Annotated in this window: 15 protein-coding genes and 3 riboswitches; all 15 genes read left to right on the top strand. The window is 37.8% G+C overall.

The window, feature by feature from the left end; genetic code table 11:
* Positions 1-202: 202 nt before the first annotated feature.
* A complete protein-coding gene (locus CI949_RS09500; RefSeq protein WP_133530991.1) occupies positions 203-2,128 on the top strand; it encodes an SLC13 family permease in 1,926 nt (641 codons plus the stop codon).
* Between the two features lie 198 nt (positions 2,129-2,326).
* Positions 2,327-2,701 carry a DUF2089 domain-containing protein gene (locus tag CI949_RS09505; RefSeq protein WP_133530992.1) on the top strand — a complete coding sequence of 125 codons (375 nt, stop codon included), beginning with the start codon at positions 2,327-2,329 and terminating at the stop codon, positions 2,699-2,701.
* A gap of 89 nt (positions 2,702-2,790) precedes the next feature.
* Positions 2,791-3,201, top strand: coding sequence for an SHOCT-like domain-containing protein (locus tag CI949_RS09510; RefSeq protein WP_133530993.1), 411 nt, complete (start codon positions 2,791-2,793; stop codon positions 3,199-3,201).
* A 93-nt stretch (positions 3,202-3,294) separates the two neighbouring features.
* A complete protein-coding gene (locus tag CI949_RS09515; protein WP_108142240.1) occupies positions 3,295-3,561 on the top strand; it encodes a type II toxin-antitoxin system prevent-host-death family antitoxin in 267 nt (88 codons plus the stop codon).
* Positions 3,548-3,694, top strand: a complete 147-nt coding sequence (locus CI949_RS09520; RefSeq protein WP_166637171.1) for a hypothetical protein — start codon at positions 3,548-3,550, stop codon at positions 3,692-3,694. The genes CI949_RS09515 and CI949_RS09520 overlap by 14 nt, the downstream gene beginning before the upstream one ends.
* A 62-nt stretch (positions 3,695-3,756) precedes the next feature.
* Positions 3,757-3,861: riboswitch (TPP riboswitch) on the top strand.
* Between the two features lie 42 nt (positions 3,862-3,903).
* Complete coding sequence (thiT, locus tag CI949_RS09525; protein ID WP_133530994.1) at positions 3,904-4,434, top strand: energy-coupled thiamine transporter ThiT; 531 nt, start codon at positions 3,904-3,906, stop codon at positions 4,432-4,434.
* 53 nt (positions 4,435-4,487) lie between these two features.
* Positions 4,488-4,589, top strand: a riboswitch (TPP riboswitch).
* A gap of 148 nt (positions 4,590-4,737) precedes the next feature.
* Entirely contained in the window at positions 4,738-6,024 is a 1,287-nt protein-coding gene (gene thiC, locus CI949_RS09530; protein ID WP_290765662.1) for a phosphomethylpyrimidine synthase ThiC, read from the top strand.
* 31 nt (positions 6,025-6,055) lie between these two features.
* On the top strand, positions 6,056-6,553 hold the full coding sequence (thiW, locus tag CI949_RS09535) for an energy coupling factor transporter S component ThiW (RefSeq protein WP_133530996.1): 498 nt from the start codon (positions 6,056-6,058) through the stop codon (positions 6,551-6,553).
* A 78-nt stretch (positions 6,554-6,631) separates the two neighbouring features.
* Entirely contained in the window at positions 6,632-7,489 is an 858-nt protein-coding gene (gene thiD, locus CI949_RS09540) for a bifunctional hydroxymethylpyrimidine kinase/phosphomethylpyrimidine kinase (RefSeq protein WP_133530997.1), read from the top strand.
* A gap of 36 nt (positions 7,490-7,525) precedes the next feature.
* Complete coding sequence (gene thiE / locus CI949_RS09545) at positions 7,526-8,230, top strand: thiamine phosphate synthase (protein WP_243734040.1); 705 nt, start codon at positions 7,526-7,528, stop codon at positions 8,228-8,230.
* Positions 8,230-8,979 (top strand): hydroxyethylthiazole kinase, encoded by a 750-nt coding sequence (gene thiM / locus CI949_RS09550; protein WP_133531007.1) that lies wholly within the window; start codon positions 8,230-8,232, stop codon positions 8,977-8,979. Before thiE ends, thiM begins: the two co-directional genes overlap by 1 nt.
* A gap of 176 nt (positions 8,980-9,155) precedes the next feature.
* Positions 9,156-10,505, top strand: coding sequence for a DUF438 domain-containing protein (locus CI949_RS09555; RefSeq protein WP_133530999.1), 1,350 nt, complete (start codon positions 9,156-9,158; stop codon positions 10,503-10,505).
* 72 nt (positions 10,506-10,577) lie between these two features.
* Positions 10,578-11,879: a radical SAM protein gene (locus tag CI949_RS09560; RefSeq protein ID WP_290765673.1), complete on the top strand. Its 1,302-nt coding sequence runs from the start codon at positions 10,578-10,580 to the stop codon at positions 11,877-11,879.
* Positions 11,880-12,033: 154 nt separating this feature from the next.
* Positions 12,034-13,200, top strand: coding sequence for an iron-containing alcohol dehydrogenase (locus tag CI949_RS09565; protein ID WP_111572232.1), 1,167 nt, complete (start codon positions 12,034-12,036; stop codon positions 13,198-13,200).
* A gap of 182 nt (positions 13,201-13,382) precedes the next feature.
* Positions 13,383-13,499: riboswitch (molybdenum cofactor riboswitch) on the top strand.
* Positions 13,500-13,508: 9 nt separating this feature from the next.
* Positions 13,509-14,292, top strand: a 784-nt coding sequence (locus CI949_RS09570; RefSeq protein WP_290765682.1) for an aldehyde ferredoxin oxidoreductase N-terminal domain-containing protein, incomplete at its 3' end; no start/stop codon positions are given.

Consider the following 14,292-nt stretch of genomic DNA (forward strand, 5'->3'; position numbering starts at 1 on the left):
TTATTTAAATTAAGACTAAATATTTGATTTTAATAGATTGAAATGATTTTTTAACGGCAAAAACCTAAAAAGAACCACTTTAACTATTTACTTGCCGAATTCAAGTTAAAATAAAATGTAGGACTTAAAAATATCAGATTAAATTTTTAAGATAAATTAAAAATTGTTGCCTGGATAAACCTGGAGGAAAAGAGGTGTTTTAATGATTTTCAAAAATAAATTTTTGGTAATTTTTGTTTTAACAATAATTTTAATTACTTTTTCTGCTGGTCTATCAGCTCAGCAATTGAGTGGGGAGAAAAATGCTGGAGTTACGGAGATTAAGGAAGAATTAAATAGCAGTATAATTTTTATCATGGCTCTAATTTTGATTCTTGTCTTATTATTCATCTGGGAGCCGATGCCGATCAGTCTAATGGCAGTTTTAGTTCCGATTGCTCTGACTATTTTTAGCGATCTGTCGCAAATGACAGTTGAAGATGCACTGTCTGGCTTTGGTAATCCGGCAACAATTACTGTTATGGCAATGTTTGTTTTCAGTGCCGGTATTCAGCGCAGTGGAGCAGTTCAGCTTTTAGGTGATCGAATCTCTAAGCTGACCGGTAAAAATCCTAAAAGGCAGATAACTTTAATTTCAGCGCTGACGGGGTCAACATCTGCAGTTATCAATAATACTCCGGTTGTTGCTGCTCTGATTCCAATGGTCAGGGAACTGGGGCGTAAAACAGATGTCTCACCTTCTAAACTGCTGATTCCTCTATCTTATGCAGCTATGCTGGGGGGAACGGTAACTTTAATTGGTACTTCCACTAATCTGCTTGCCAGTCAGGTATCTGAAAGAATGCTGGGCCACCCTTTTTCAATGTTCGAATTTTCGCTTTTAGGATTGATTGTCTTATTTATTGGTATTGTTTATTTGCTTACGGTGGGCTATAAATTAACTCCAGCCAGATTGGAAGTTGAAGATGATTTAACAGATGAGTATGAAATGCGCTCCTATCTGACAGAAGTGTTAGTTGGAGAAGACTGCAGCTTTGTTGGTAAGAGTTTTGACGAAATAGCTGAAAATAAGGATTTAGATTATGATATAATCAGGATAATCCGCAATGGCAAACAGTTTATGGAGCCCCTAAATGCAAAGACTGTAAGGGTAGGTGACCATTTAATTATTCGAGCAAAGCAGGATACACTGCTGGAATTAACCAACAGCAAGGGGATGAAAACTCTGCCGGAAATGGTGGTTGATGATGATTCAATTGAACAGCCGCTGGCAGGTGAAACTCTGGTTGAGGTTGTGGTTCCTGCCCATTCTTTTTTGGTCAATAAAACTTTAAAGGAAATCAACTTTTTGGAAAGATATGACTGTAATGTTCTCGCTTTGCGGCGTGGGGAAGAACTGACCCATCAGAGAATGGAAGATTATCGCTTCCAGCCGGGAGATCTTCTGCTTTTACTGAGTACAGAAAAAACTTTAAACAGGCTGCGTAAAAACAGTAATTTTATTATTGATCGAGAATATGATCCTAATTTATTTGACCGCAAGAAAATGTATATTTCGCTGGCAGTACTTGTTTTTTTTATCGGCTCAGTATCACTGGGAATAATTCCGGTGGCAATTGCTGCTTTAAGCGGGGCCTTTTTAATGGCCTTCAGCGGCTGTATTAATAAAAACGATTTTTTTAATGCAATTGACTGGGAGGTATATTTTCTGCTTTCAGGCTTAATTCCAATGGGGATGGCAATAGAGAGATCAGGGACAGCTGCCTATATTGCTGCTCAAATTAATAATTTAGCAGCAATATTTCAGCCGATATTTATTTTAATGATTATTTATCTGCTGACTTCACTTTTAACAAATCTGATCAGCAATAATGCCAGTGTACTTTTGATGCTTCCGATTGCTGTAGGTACTGCTGAACAGCTGGGAATCAACCCCTTTGCCTTTGTTATCACAACAACTTTTGCAGCCAGTGCCGCCTTTGCCAGTCCTGTAGGCTACCAGACAAACCTGATGGTTTACAGTTCCGGCGGCTTTAAGTTTAAAGACTTTATTATTGTTGGTGCTCCCCTGCAGATTCTGCTGACAGTAATAGTACCGCTTCTGGTCAAAATGATCTGGGGTTTTTAGCTGCTTAGTTTAATAAAATTGAATAGATTATTGTTAGAGCTGAAGCAGCCATTTTGAAATCCGGTTGTTTTGGCTCTTTTTTATTCTTTTATTAATTTATTTAATATTTTTATTAAAATAATTAATTTTTTTAAAAAATACTTTATAAATATTAATTTTAGGTTTATAATATTAAATAAGAGAAAGGGGTTGAGTTAAATGGCATATCCAATTCCGGCTAAATGTCCCACCTGTGAGGGGAAATTGAATGTAACTGAATTAAGATGTAATAACTGTCAGACCAAAATTAGCGGAGATTTTTACTTAGATGAGCTTTTCCAATTAAATTATGAGCAGCAGCAGTTTTTAAAGGTCTTTATTAAAACCAGAGGTAATATCAAGAATATGGAAAAAGAGCTTGAGATGTCCTACCCGACAGTCAGAAATAAGCTGAATGAATTGATTAAGTCCTTAGGCTATGAAGATGATTTTGCTGAAGAAGAGCAGCAGGAAAAAAGGAGAGAGATTCTAGATTTATTGGAAGCGGGAGAAATTGAAGCAGTGGAAGCAGCACAGAGGTTGAAAGAAATTTAATTTAGGATTCTAATTTTGAGAGATAATTTTTTAAGTTTCTATTGTTTGCTTAGAATTATAAACTATTAAAATTTAAAGGGAGCTGAAAAATGATGAATGAAGAAAAAATGAGGATTTTGGAAATGCTGCAGGACGGAAAAATTAATGCTGAAGAGACTGAAAAACTACTGGCAGCTTTAGGTGAAGAAGAAAGTGGCCAGACGGGCGCGCTTCAGTTAAAAAACAGAGAAAGGACCGAGAAATCAGATTCTAAAGAGGGGAATAAGAGACACTTGCGAATAATTGTCAATGAAACTGGTAAAGAAAAGGTTAATATGTCACTGCCTCTCGGAATAGCAAAGAGTATCTTAAATTTTGTACCTCAGTCAGCAAAAGATAAGATGGCTGAAAAGGATATTGATTTAAATGCTCTGACCAAAACTATTGACGACCTTTCTGAAGAAAAAGAAATTCTAAGGGTTGATGATGAAGGAGAGACTGTGATTATTAGAGTTGAGTAAAAAAAGTGATGACAGATTTTGGTTTAATTCAAATTGTAAATATGTCATTTTAATGATATAATTATGACATGATAAACAAGAGGAGTTGATAATATGCCTCAAATTAAACCGATAAAAGAATTGAGAAATACTAAAGAAATATCTGAAATCTGTCACCAAAGTAATGAACCAATTTTTATTACTAAAAACGGATATGGAGATCTTGTTGTAATGAGTGTTGAGACTTATGATAGATCAATTGCTAAATTAGATTTATATCAGAAATTAGCAGAAGCAGAAAATGAAATAAAAGATGGGGCAGAATTACTGGATGGCGAAGAGGTTTTCTCAGAACTAAGGGAAAAGTATGGAAAAGAATGATTATAGCTTAAAAATTACGAAACAGGCTTATAATGATTTAGACAATGCCTTTTATTTAATCAATGAAGATAAAAAGGATGTTGTAATTATGAGATTTTTGTCCGGGAAACAGAAGTATCAGGATTTTATTTGATTAATCTCAATTTCTATTGTATAATACAGCTAGATAGAGATCTCTACATGACTAGATTTTAAAACTAAAGACTGGGGAGCCAAACTGGAGGCTGAGAGGATGAGTAATCATCGACCCACAGACCTGATCCTGGTAATGCAGGCGTAGGTAGCTATATAAAGATCTTAAACCCTCCGGTTTGTTCCTCACAAATCAGGAGGGTTTTTATTATGCAGAATAAATTTTCAACAAGAATGCTGGCTGAGATTGGAGTTGCGGTGGCTTTAGCAGTGGTGCTTAATTTTCTCAAACTCTGGCGGATGCCTCAGGGTGGTTCCATCAGTTTGGAGATGCTGCCTGTTTTAGTGATTGCCTTTCGCTGGGGAGCTGGTGCCGGTATGTTTAGTGGACTGGCCTATGGACTGCTGCAGCTGATGTTTGGAGCCTATATTATCCACCCGGTACAGCTGATTATGGATTATCCTTTACCTTATATGGTTTTAGGGGTAGCAGGAATGTTTAAGATCAGAAAAGACAAGATTATTCAGCCTCTTAAAATGTTCTGGGCAGTGGTAGTGGCCTCGGCATTAAGGTTAATTGTTCACATTATATCAGGAGTTATCTTTTTTAGCAGTTATGCGCCAGAAGGCCAGAATGTCTGGGTATACTCCACAGTTTATAATGCGACATTTTTGATTCCAACAACTATAGTAACCTATATTGTGCTGATAATGGTAATGAAGGCACTGGAAAACAAATAATGTCGAGTTCGCAAAACTAGTAAGTTAAAAAATTAAGCTTTAATCAGAAAATTGAATATTGACAGGGGAGCCTTTTGGTTGAGATAAAGCAGATGCTTTGACCCTTTGGACCTGATCTGGATAATACCAGCGAAGGGAGTTGTGCGGAGTGATTATTTAAATAATTGCTTAAGTTATTAAACACAGTTTCCTTAGTTGGGAGGCTGTGTTTTTTGTTTTTATATGAAACTTTATTTTCAAAAGCAAGAGTAGAATCAAAAAAATATAATTAAAAATAATTTAAAATAAAAGGAGCTGACGATTATGACTCAGGTAACAAGAGCAAAAAATGGTGAGATAAGCGCAGAAATGAGACTGGCAGCAGTAAATGAAGGGGTTAGTGCAGAATATATCAGAGACAAAGTGGCGACTGGAAGGATAGTGATTCCGGCAAATGTAAATCACAGTAAGCTGGAAGCTGTAGCCTTTGGTCAGGGTTTAAAAACGAAGGTTAATGCTAATTTTGGAACTTCTGAAGACTATGATCAGCTTGAGAATGAATTAGAAAAATTAAAAGCAGCTGTTGAGGCTGGTGCAGACGCGGTGATGGACCTCTCAACTGGAGATAAAATTAAAGAAACCAGAGAGGCAATTTTAAACAATTCAAAACTGCCGGTAGGAACAGTGCCTATTTACCAGGCAGCTGTAGAAACGGTAAAGTCCGGCCGGGGAATAATAGAAATGGAAGTTGAAGAATTATTTGGAGTGATTGCAGATCAGGCTGAAGAAGGAGTCGATTTTATTACAGTTCACTGTGGTCTGACTTTAGAAACTCTAAGGCATCTGGCAGCTGAAGGGAGAGTAACTGATATTGTCAGCCGGGGTGGTTCGTTTATGGCAGCCTGGATGCTGCATAATGATCAGGAAAACCCACTTTTTGAGTATTATGACCGTCTCTTAGAAATTTGTTATAAAAATGATGTAACTTTAAGTCTGGGGGATGCCCTCCGTCCGGGCAGTCTGGCAGATGCAACAGATCGAGCTCAGATCCATGAACTTTTAGTGCTGGGTGAACTGGTAGATCGAGCTAGAGAAGCAGATGTTCAGGTAATGGTAGAGGGACCTGGACATGTACCCTATGATCAGATTGAAACAAATATTAAACTGCAGAAAGAACTCTGTAAAGAAGCTCCATTTTATGTTCTGGGACCTTTAGTTACAGATATTGCAGCAGGCTATGATCATATTACAGCTGCTATTGGTGGTACTGCAGCGGCAGCGGCGGGAGCTGATTTTCTCTGTTATGTGACCCCGGCTGAACATATTGGTTTACCTGATATTGAAGATGTGCGAGAAGGAGTTATTGCCTGCAAAATTGCAGCTCATGCAGCCGATATTGCCAAAGGAGTTAAGGGAGCAAAAGAGCGAGATAATAAGATGGCAAGAGCCAGGAAGAAACTAGACTGGGAAAAACAAATTGAGCTGGCCCTGGCTCCGGAGAAATTGAGAGAGTCAAGAAAAGAACATAATCAGTCTTTAAAAGCAGAAGATGCCTGTACAATGTGCGGTTCTTATTGTGCGATGAAAATAGTAGACAAACAATTAAAGTAAATATCAAATTAATTCTGAAAGGATGATTAAGATGGATAATAAAAAACTGACTTTTTCTGCACTTTTAATTGCTCTGGGAACAATGACCGGACACTTAATTTATATTCCGGTGGGAGTGGCAAAAGCTTTTCCGGTCCAGCATTTGATTAACATTTTATCTGCTGTTTTACTGGGTCCAGCCTATGTAGTTTGGAATGCTTTTGCAATTTCTCTGCTCAGAAATATGCTGGGTACCGGTTCTCTGCTGGCCTTTCCGGGCAGTATGATTGGGGCCTTAATAGCCGGATTGCTTTATCAAAAGTTTAAAGAACAGCGCTGGGCACTGGCAGGAGAGTTAATTGGTACAGGCCTCCTGGGAGCAGTAGCCGCCTATCCGATTGCCCGCTTTTTGATGGGCAGCAGTTCTGCAGTCTTTTTCTTTGTCATTCCTTTTTCCTTGAGTGCAGCTGGAGGGGCAGTTATTGCCTATTTATTCTTAAAAGCTGTGGAAAAGGCTGACAGCTTAACATTTATTGAAGATTTAAACTAATACTTAAAGATAGAAAAATGACTGAATAAATTTTAAGATTGGTTAATTAAATTAAGCGAACAAAAGGAGCTGATAAATTTGAAAAAGGTGTTAACAATTGCCGGTTCTGATTCTGGTGGTGGTGCCGGAATTCAGGCTGATTTGAAAACGATGACTGTTCATCAGGTTTATGGTGCTTCTGTAATTACTGCAGTTACAGCTCAGAATACTCTGGGAGTTCAGGATGTTAAAACTCTTTCTGTGACAGCTGTAGCTTCTCAGCTGGAATCAGTTTTAAGAGATATAGAGTTTTCTGCCCTGAAAACTGGGATGCTGGCCAATAGTAAAATTATTGCAGAAGTAGCTCTAAAAATCAAAGAATATTCCCTTTCCAATCTGGTAGTGGATCCGGTTATGGTAGCCACCAGTGGAGATCTGCTTTTAGAACCAGAAGCAGTAACGACCTATCAGGAAAAACTTTTTCCACTGGCAGAAATTATTACCCCCAATCTGCATGAGGCCCGGGTGCTGACCGGAGCTGCTCCAGAAGAAGCTGTTGATCCTCATTATCTGGCAGAAGAATTGATCAAATACGGCAGCAGCTATGTTCTGATTAAAGGCGGCCACAGCAGTAAAGAAAAGAAGCTGCAGAAGGCTGGTGATCTGCTCTATGATGGCAGTCAGTTTATTGAATTTGAAGCAGATTATATTCCAAGCAGCAATACTCACGGGACGGGCTGTACACTGTCCGCTGCAATTGCTTCCAATCTGGCCCGGGGAATGAAGATGGAAAAAGCAGTGGGACAGGCAAAAGAGTTTATCACCGGAGCCATCAAAAATTATTTTCCTGTTGGTCAGGGTAATAGCCCGGTTAATCATCTCTGGCAGCTTCAAAATCAGAGTAATAATCAGCAGCAGAGTGATAATCCACTTATTAGTTCTCTTAAGTTTATCTAGCAGTAAGAGAAAATATCTGAGGAGGTAAAAATAAAAATGTTAAACTGGGATCTTTACTTAATTACAGAAGAAAGTTTATCAGCAGGCAGAAAATCTATAGAAGTTGTTAAAGAAGCAGCAGCTGCCGGAGTGGATGTAATTCAGCTGCGGGAAAAAAATCTGTCTTTGAGAGAAAAATTCCAGCTGGGAAAGCAGGTTAAAAAAATATGCCGCCAGTATGGAATTAATTTTATAGTCAATGATCGGGTAGATCTGGCCCAGGCTCTAGATGCAGATGGGGTTCATCTGGGGCAGAGCGACCTGCCTCTGCGGTCTGCTCGCAAAATCCTGGGGCCGGATAAAATTATTGGCCTTTCTGCCTGGCTCAATCAGGAAATCACAGCTGCTGAGGATGATGGTGCTGATTATCTGGGAGTGGGAGCAATTTTTGAAACTAAATCTAAGCAGCTTAACCCAGATAAAAATGGAATTGGCCTGCAGAAATTGGCTGAAATTAGAAAAAATACTGATTTACCGCTGATAGCAATTGGAGGCCTGAATAAAAACAATGCGGCTCAGGTAATTAAAAATGGAGCTGATTGTATTTCGGTGATCACAGCTCTGACAAAGGCGGAAAGAATAGAAAATGAGGCTCTAGAATTTAAAAAAATTATCAGAGAGGCAAAAAGACAGAGGAGGGCGTTAAATTGTCAGCAGAAAATAATAAAACTGCAGCAGAATTCTCTCAAAACTGGAAGCTAATAAAAAAGACGATCAATTCAGAAAAACCATTAATTCATCATATTACCAATAATGTAACTGTTAATGACTGTGCTAATCTAACACTTAACTGGGGAGCTCTGCCGGTGATGGCCCCGGCAGCAGAAGAGTCAGCTCAGATGGTGGAAAATGCTTCTGCTTTAGTTCTGAACCTGGGTACAATTTCTTCCATTCAGCTGGAATCGATGCTGCAGGCTGGAAGGAGAGCAAATCAACTGGAGATCCCCATCATTTTAGATCCGGTTGGAGTTGGAGCTACGAAATTTAGAACTGATGCTGCTCAACAAATATTGTCTGAGTTAAAAATAGCCCTGATCAAAGGAAATAAAGGAGAAATTTCCTTACTGGCCGGGAAGACAGCGGAGGTTAAAGGTGTAGAGTCGATAGGAGAATATGAAGAGATAGCAGAAAATGCATCGCTGCTGGCTCAGAGATTGGATACAGCTGTTGTGGTCAGTTCGGACACAGATTTAATTGCTGAGGGCAGTCAGCTGGCAGAAATAAATCGAGGTCACCCACTAATGGGAGAAGTTGTGGGTACTGGCTGTATGCTGGGCTCAACTCTGGCGGTTTTTGCTGCAACAGCCAAAAACTCAGGTCTATCTTTATTTGAAGCAGCTAAAACAGCAGTCTATTATTACTCTCTTGCCGGCGAAAAAGCAGCAGCAAAAGAAAATACTCCAGCCAGATTTAAAATAGAATTTATGGATCAAATTTATTTATTAGGGTAGTTTTATTATTTCCAATATATTATTTATTTCCATTATAATTTTTTCAAACTAAGCCAGTCCCGGTCCAGGGCTGGCTATTTTCCATCTAAAACCCCTTATGCCATTGCAAAAAACTTCTAGAAAAGATAAAATAAAATTAACTAAAAATTAAAACTAATTAACTGGAGGCGGATTTAATGTCCGAATTTATAAATAACAGTGAGCAGCGGGTTCAGCAGTTACTAGAATTTTCGATGGGAATGATGGCAGGAAAAAATGGTAAAGAGCTGATTGATCAATATCAGGAAGCAATAGAAAATGTAACTCCTCATGATATGATTGCTATGGAGGATTTACAGATCAAAAAAGGTGTCAAACCGTCTGAGATCAAAGAGGATATAGAAAAAATCATGAATGTCTTAAATCCACATCTGGAAAAATATGAGTGGGATAAGCCGGAAGCGGGCCACCCTCTTTATTATTTAATGCAGGAAAATCGGGAACTGGAAAAACTGCTGCGAAAATTTAAGGACAATATAAAAAGGATAGAATTTGATTCAGAAACAGTAAAGGAAGAGGAAATTGAAAACTTACGCAGTTTGACTATGCAGCTGCAGGAATTTGATAGACACTTTGTCAGAAAAGAAAATATTCTCTTTCCCTATCTGGAGAAAAAATGGAAGAATTATCGTCCCTTAAATGTTATGTGGTCACTGCATGATGATATCCGAAAAAATCTTAAAAAATTACTAAATTTGCTCAGTGATAGAGATAATTTTGATATGGAGATTAGACAGCTCCTGGGTGAAATTTTAATGTTAATGTACAGAATGATTTTTAAAGAGGAAAATGTAGTTTTCCCGGTAGCAATGGAAACTTTAACTCTTAAAGAATGGAAGCAAATCCAGCGAGAAAGTATGCAGATGGGCTATGTTTATATTGAACCACCGCAAAAAAACATTCTTTCTAAAAAAGACGAAAATGGAAAGAAAATAAAAAATGAAGAATCGAAACAGAAAGCCTTAAATAAACAGGGGCAGCCGGGATCTTCTGCTGAAGAAGATTCCGATTACACTCATCCAGGTTCACTGCCGGAAATGGAATCAGATACCGTGACCGGAGAAATTCCTTTAGAAGGTGTAATGCTGGGTCTGGGAACAGGTAATTTAAGCCTGGAAGAAGTAAAAATGATGATTAACAAACTGCCGCTGGACATTACCTATGTTGATCAAAATGACAGGGTTAAATTTTTTTCCAATCCGGAAGATAGATTTTTCCCGCGTTCAAAAGCGATTATCGGCCGCACAGTTAAGAACTGTCATCCACCGGAAAGTGTGCATATTGTGGAAAAAATACTGACTGCCTTTAAAGCAGGGGAAAAGGACAAAGCCCGTTTCTGGATTCAGATGCGAGGCAAATTTATTCTGATTGAATATTATGCCTTAAGAGATGAAAATGGAAATTACAGAGGCACAATTGAAGTCAGTCAGGATCTTACAGAACTTAGAGAATTAGAAGGAGAACAGAGATTGCTGGACTGGGAGTGAAAATGTTTATTCAGGTTTAATTTAACAAAGTTATTAATACTAAAAATATTTAGCAGCAGAAAGGGGCAAATTATGCAGTTTTTAATCAACAATCCACAATTCTGGCGCAGTGCTGGTTTAACGGAAGAACTTCCAGAAGAGATAGAGCTCTCACTAAAAGACGGAAAGCTGGAACTGCCGGAAATGTTAAAAGAAAAAATAGGTCTGGAAGCGGATACAGATCTTAAAATCAAGTTCAATCAGGATGGAATGTATATCGAAAGAGCTGATCCCAGACTGACAAAAGTTTATATTGAACCAACCAGTGACTGCAACTTAAACTGCAAGACCTGTGTCCGTCATTCCTGGGATGAAGAGCTGGGATTTATGGAGCTGGATGATTATAAAAAATTAATTGAAGAGTTAAAAGAATTTGACGGTTTAGAGAAAATTTCTTTCTGGGGAATTGGAGAACCACTTTTCCATCCTCAGATTGCGGAAATGATTGAGTTGGGTTCCGGACTGGGAGTTAGAACTCAGATAATCACTAATGCTCTTTTACTGGATCATAAAAAAGCAGAAGCCTTACTGGAAGCTGGTCTTGACAGTCTGGTAGTTTCGGTTGATGGAACTTCTCCAGAGACTATGGCAGATATTCGATCTGGAGCTGATCTAAAAACTGTAATTGAAAATGTGCGCAGTTTTCACAGTTTACGGGATAAAAAACAGAAAGAATGTGAAATTGGAATTGAATATGTGATTATGAAATCAAATGTGGACGAACTTAAGGATCTGCGTAAACTGGCTTTTAGAATGGGGGCTTCCTTTATATTTCTTACCAATCTGCTGCCCTATACTGAGGATATGTCAGATGAAATACTTTATTCATTTTCCATCAGCCGCTCTCAACCTGAAATCAGAACTGAACACAGACCTGAAATTTATCTGCCGCCAACTGATTTGCGAGAAGATATTATCCGTGATCTATCTGCAGTGGGAGGAAAATCAAGTTCGATCAGCACAACCCAGGTTCCATTTAATCCACATCGTGGTTACTGTAAATTTATAGAGGATGGTTCAATTGCAGTTAACTGGCAGGGAGAGATAAGCCCCTGTATTGCTTTAATGCACAGCTATGACCTCTATATTAGAGAACGAGAAAAACATATTAATAAATTTTCGCTGGGAAAAATAACAGAAGAATCGCTCTTAGAAATCTGGAATAAGGAGAAATTTAAAGATTTTCGCAAAAAAGTTAAGGAATTTCCTTTTTCTGACTGTACTCAGTGTTCGGGCTGTGAGATGTCTAAAGAAAATACAGAAGACTGCCATGGTAATGAATTTCCGGTCTGTGGAGACTGCCTCTGGGCTCGCGGAGTTATTCAGTGTCCTTGAATCAAAAAAACTAATGTGAAAAAATTAATTAAAAATGCGAAAAAAATAATTTAATGAAATTTCTTGACAACTCGATCTCTATCTTTTATAATTTAGACAACTTATTTAAATTTTCTTAATTTAGTCTAAATTCAAAAAAGGAGTGGTTAAGTAAATGGCACAGGTAAGTAGATATTTTATTCCCTCAGTTAATGTATTAGGTAAAGACACAGTTAGTGAAATTGGTGAGCATATTAAGCGTCAAAATGGTTCAAAGGCTTTAATTGTAACTGATGAAGTATTAGTTAAAATTGGTATAGTTGAAACTGTAACTGATCATCTTGAAGAAGCAGGTATAGATTTTGTTGTTTTTGATGGAGTACAGCCAAACCCTACTGTTTCTAATGTAGAGGATGGTTTAAAACTTATAGACTCCGAAAATGTTGATGTTATTGTCTCACTTGGTGGGGGAAGCTCTCATGACTGTGCTAAAGGTATTGCTACTGTTGCCACTAATGGTGGTAAAATTCAGGATTATGAGGGCTTAAATGAGCTTAATAAAGCTATTATGCCCTTAGTAGCTGTTAATACTACAGCTGGTACAGCTAGTGAAATGACTCGTTTCTGTATTATAACTGATGAAGAAAGACATATTAAAATGGCTATAGTTGACTGGAGAGTAACACCTAATGTATCAATTAATGATCCAGTATTAATGCTGGAAAAACCTCAGGCCTTAACTGCTAATACCGGCATGGATGCTCTTACTCATGCTGTAGAAGCTTATGTTTCTACTATTGCTAATCCTTTAACCGATTCAGCTGCAGAAAAAGCATTTGAATTGATTGGAGAGAATTTGCGTAAGGTTGTAGCTAATGGTTCTGACTATGAACTCAGAGAAAAAATGGCTTATGCTCAGTTTTTAGCGGGTATGGCATTCAATAATGCTTCTCTTGGTTTAGTTCACGGTATGGCACATCAGCTTGGTGGATTTTATGACCTACCACATGGTGTTTGTAATGCTATTTTACTTCCTCATGTAACAAACTTTAATAAACTTGCTAAACCAGAAAAAGTAGCTAAAATGGGTAGGTTATTAGGAGCTAAAACTGAGGGTATGACAGTTATGGAAGCAGCAGATGAAGGAATTATGGCTATTGTTGATTTAGCTGCAGACTTAGGTATACCTGGAAGCTTAGAGGAACTGGATGATGTTGATCCTAAAGACTTTGAAACCTTAGCTAAAAATGCTTTAGCTGATGCAAGTAGTGCTACTAACCCAAGACAGGCAACTGTAGAAGAAGTAATTGAAATCTTTGAAAGTGCTTACGAAGGTTTTTAATAATAGATTAATATTTAAATAAATAATTTTTAAAAATATAAGTATATTTACTTAAATATTTAGAGTAAATATACTTATATTAGCTTAATGATTACTGAGCAAAGGTTAAAACTGAACAAGAAAAACAAAAAATTAAAAAAATTAAAAAAATAAAGCAGGAAATTGAACTTTAATACTTAATAAGTAAAGTATACCTTCGAGTCCTTTTGCCTACGGAATTATCTATGGTGGCTGGACCGGGGTTGAGGAAGAAATGACTCAGCCTCCCGTGCTTGGAAAGAAGAGTAATTTTAAAGGAGGTATAATTAATGGGTAAAATTTATGAGTATCAGGTTTTGAGAGTAGACTTAACAAGGGAAGAAATTAAGCGAGAAACAATTACAGGTGAAAATGTTAAAAACTATCTTGGGGGTAGAGGTTTAGCATCAAAAATTCTCTATGATGAGATTGATCCAAAAGTTGATCCACTAAGTCCGGAGAACAAACTGATTTATGCGACTGGACTTTTAACTGGAACAGCAGCTTCTACCGGTGGCCGCTATATGGTTGTCACCAAAGGGCCTCTCACAGGGACTATTGCCAGCAGTAACTCTGGTGGATTTTTTGGAGCAGAATTAAGATTTAGTGGAAATGACATTATAATTTTTGAAGGTAAGGCAGAACGCCCTCTTTATTTATCAATTATGGGAGATCAGGTTGAACTTAAAGATGCATCTGAACTCTGGGGTAAAACTGTTTATGAGACCACTGATCTTTTGATTGAAAAAGCCGGAAATAAAAATGCAAGGGTCAGCTGTATTGGTCCTGCTGGTGAAAACTTAGTTAAATTTGCTGCAATTATGAATGAAAAAGATAGAGCAGCTGGCAGAACTGGAGTCGGGGCAGTAATGGGCTCCAAAAATTTAAAGGCTGTGGTTGTAAAAGCTGATGAAAAACAGGTTGAATACTTTAAAGATGAAATGATGAAGGTTGTTAGAAAACAGACCAAGATGTTGAAAGAAGATGGGGTAACCGGAGAAGGCTTACCTGCTTTAGGTACCAAGGTACTGGATAATATTATTAACTCTACAGGTCTTTATCCAGTCAATAATT

The sequence above is a fragment of the Halanaerobium sp. genome (assembly GCF_003070835.1).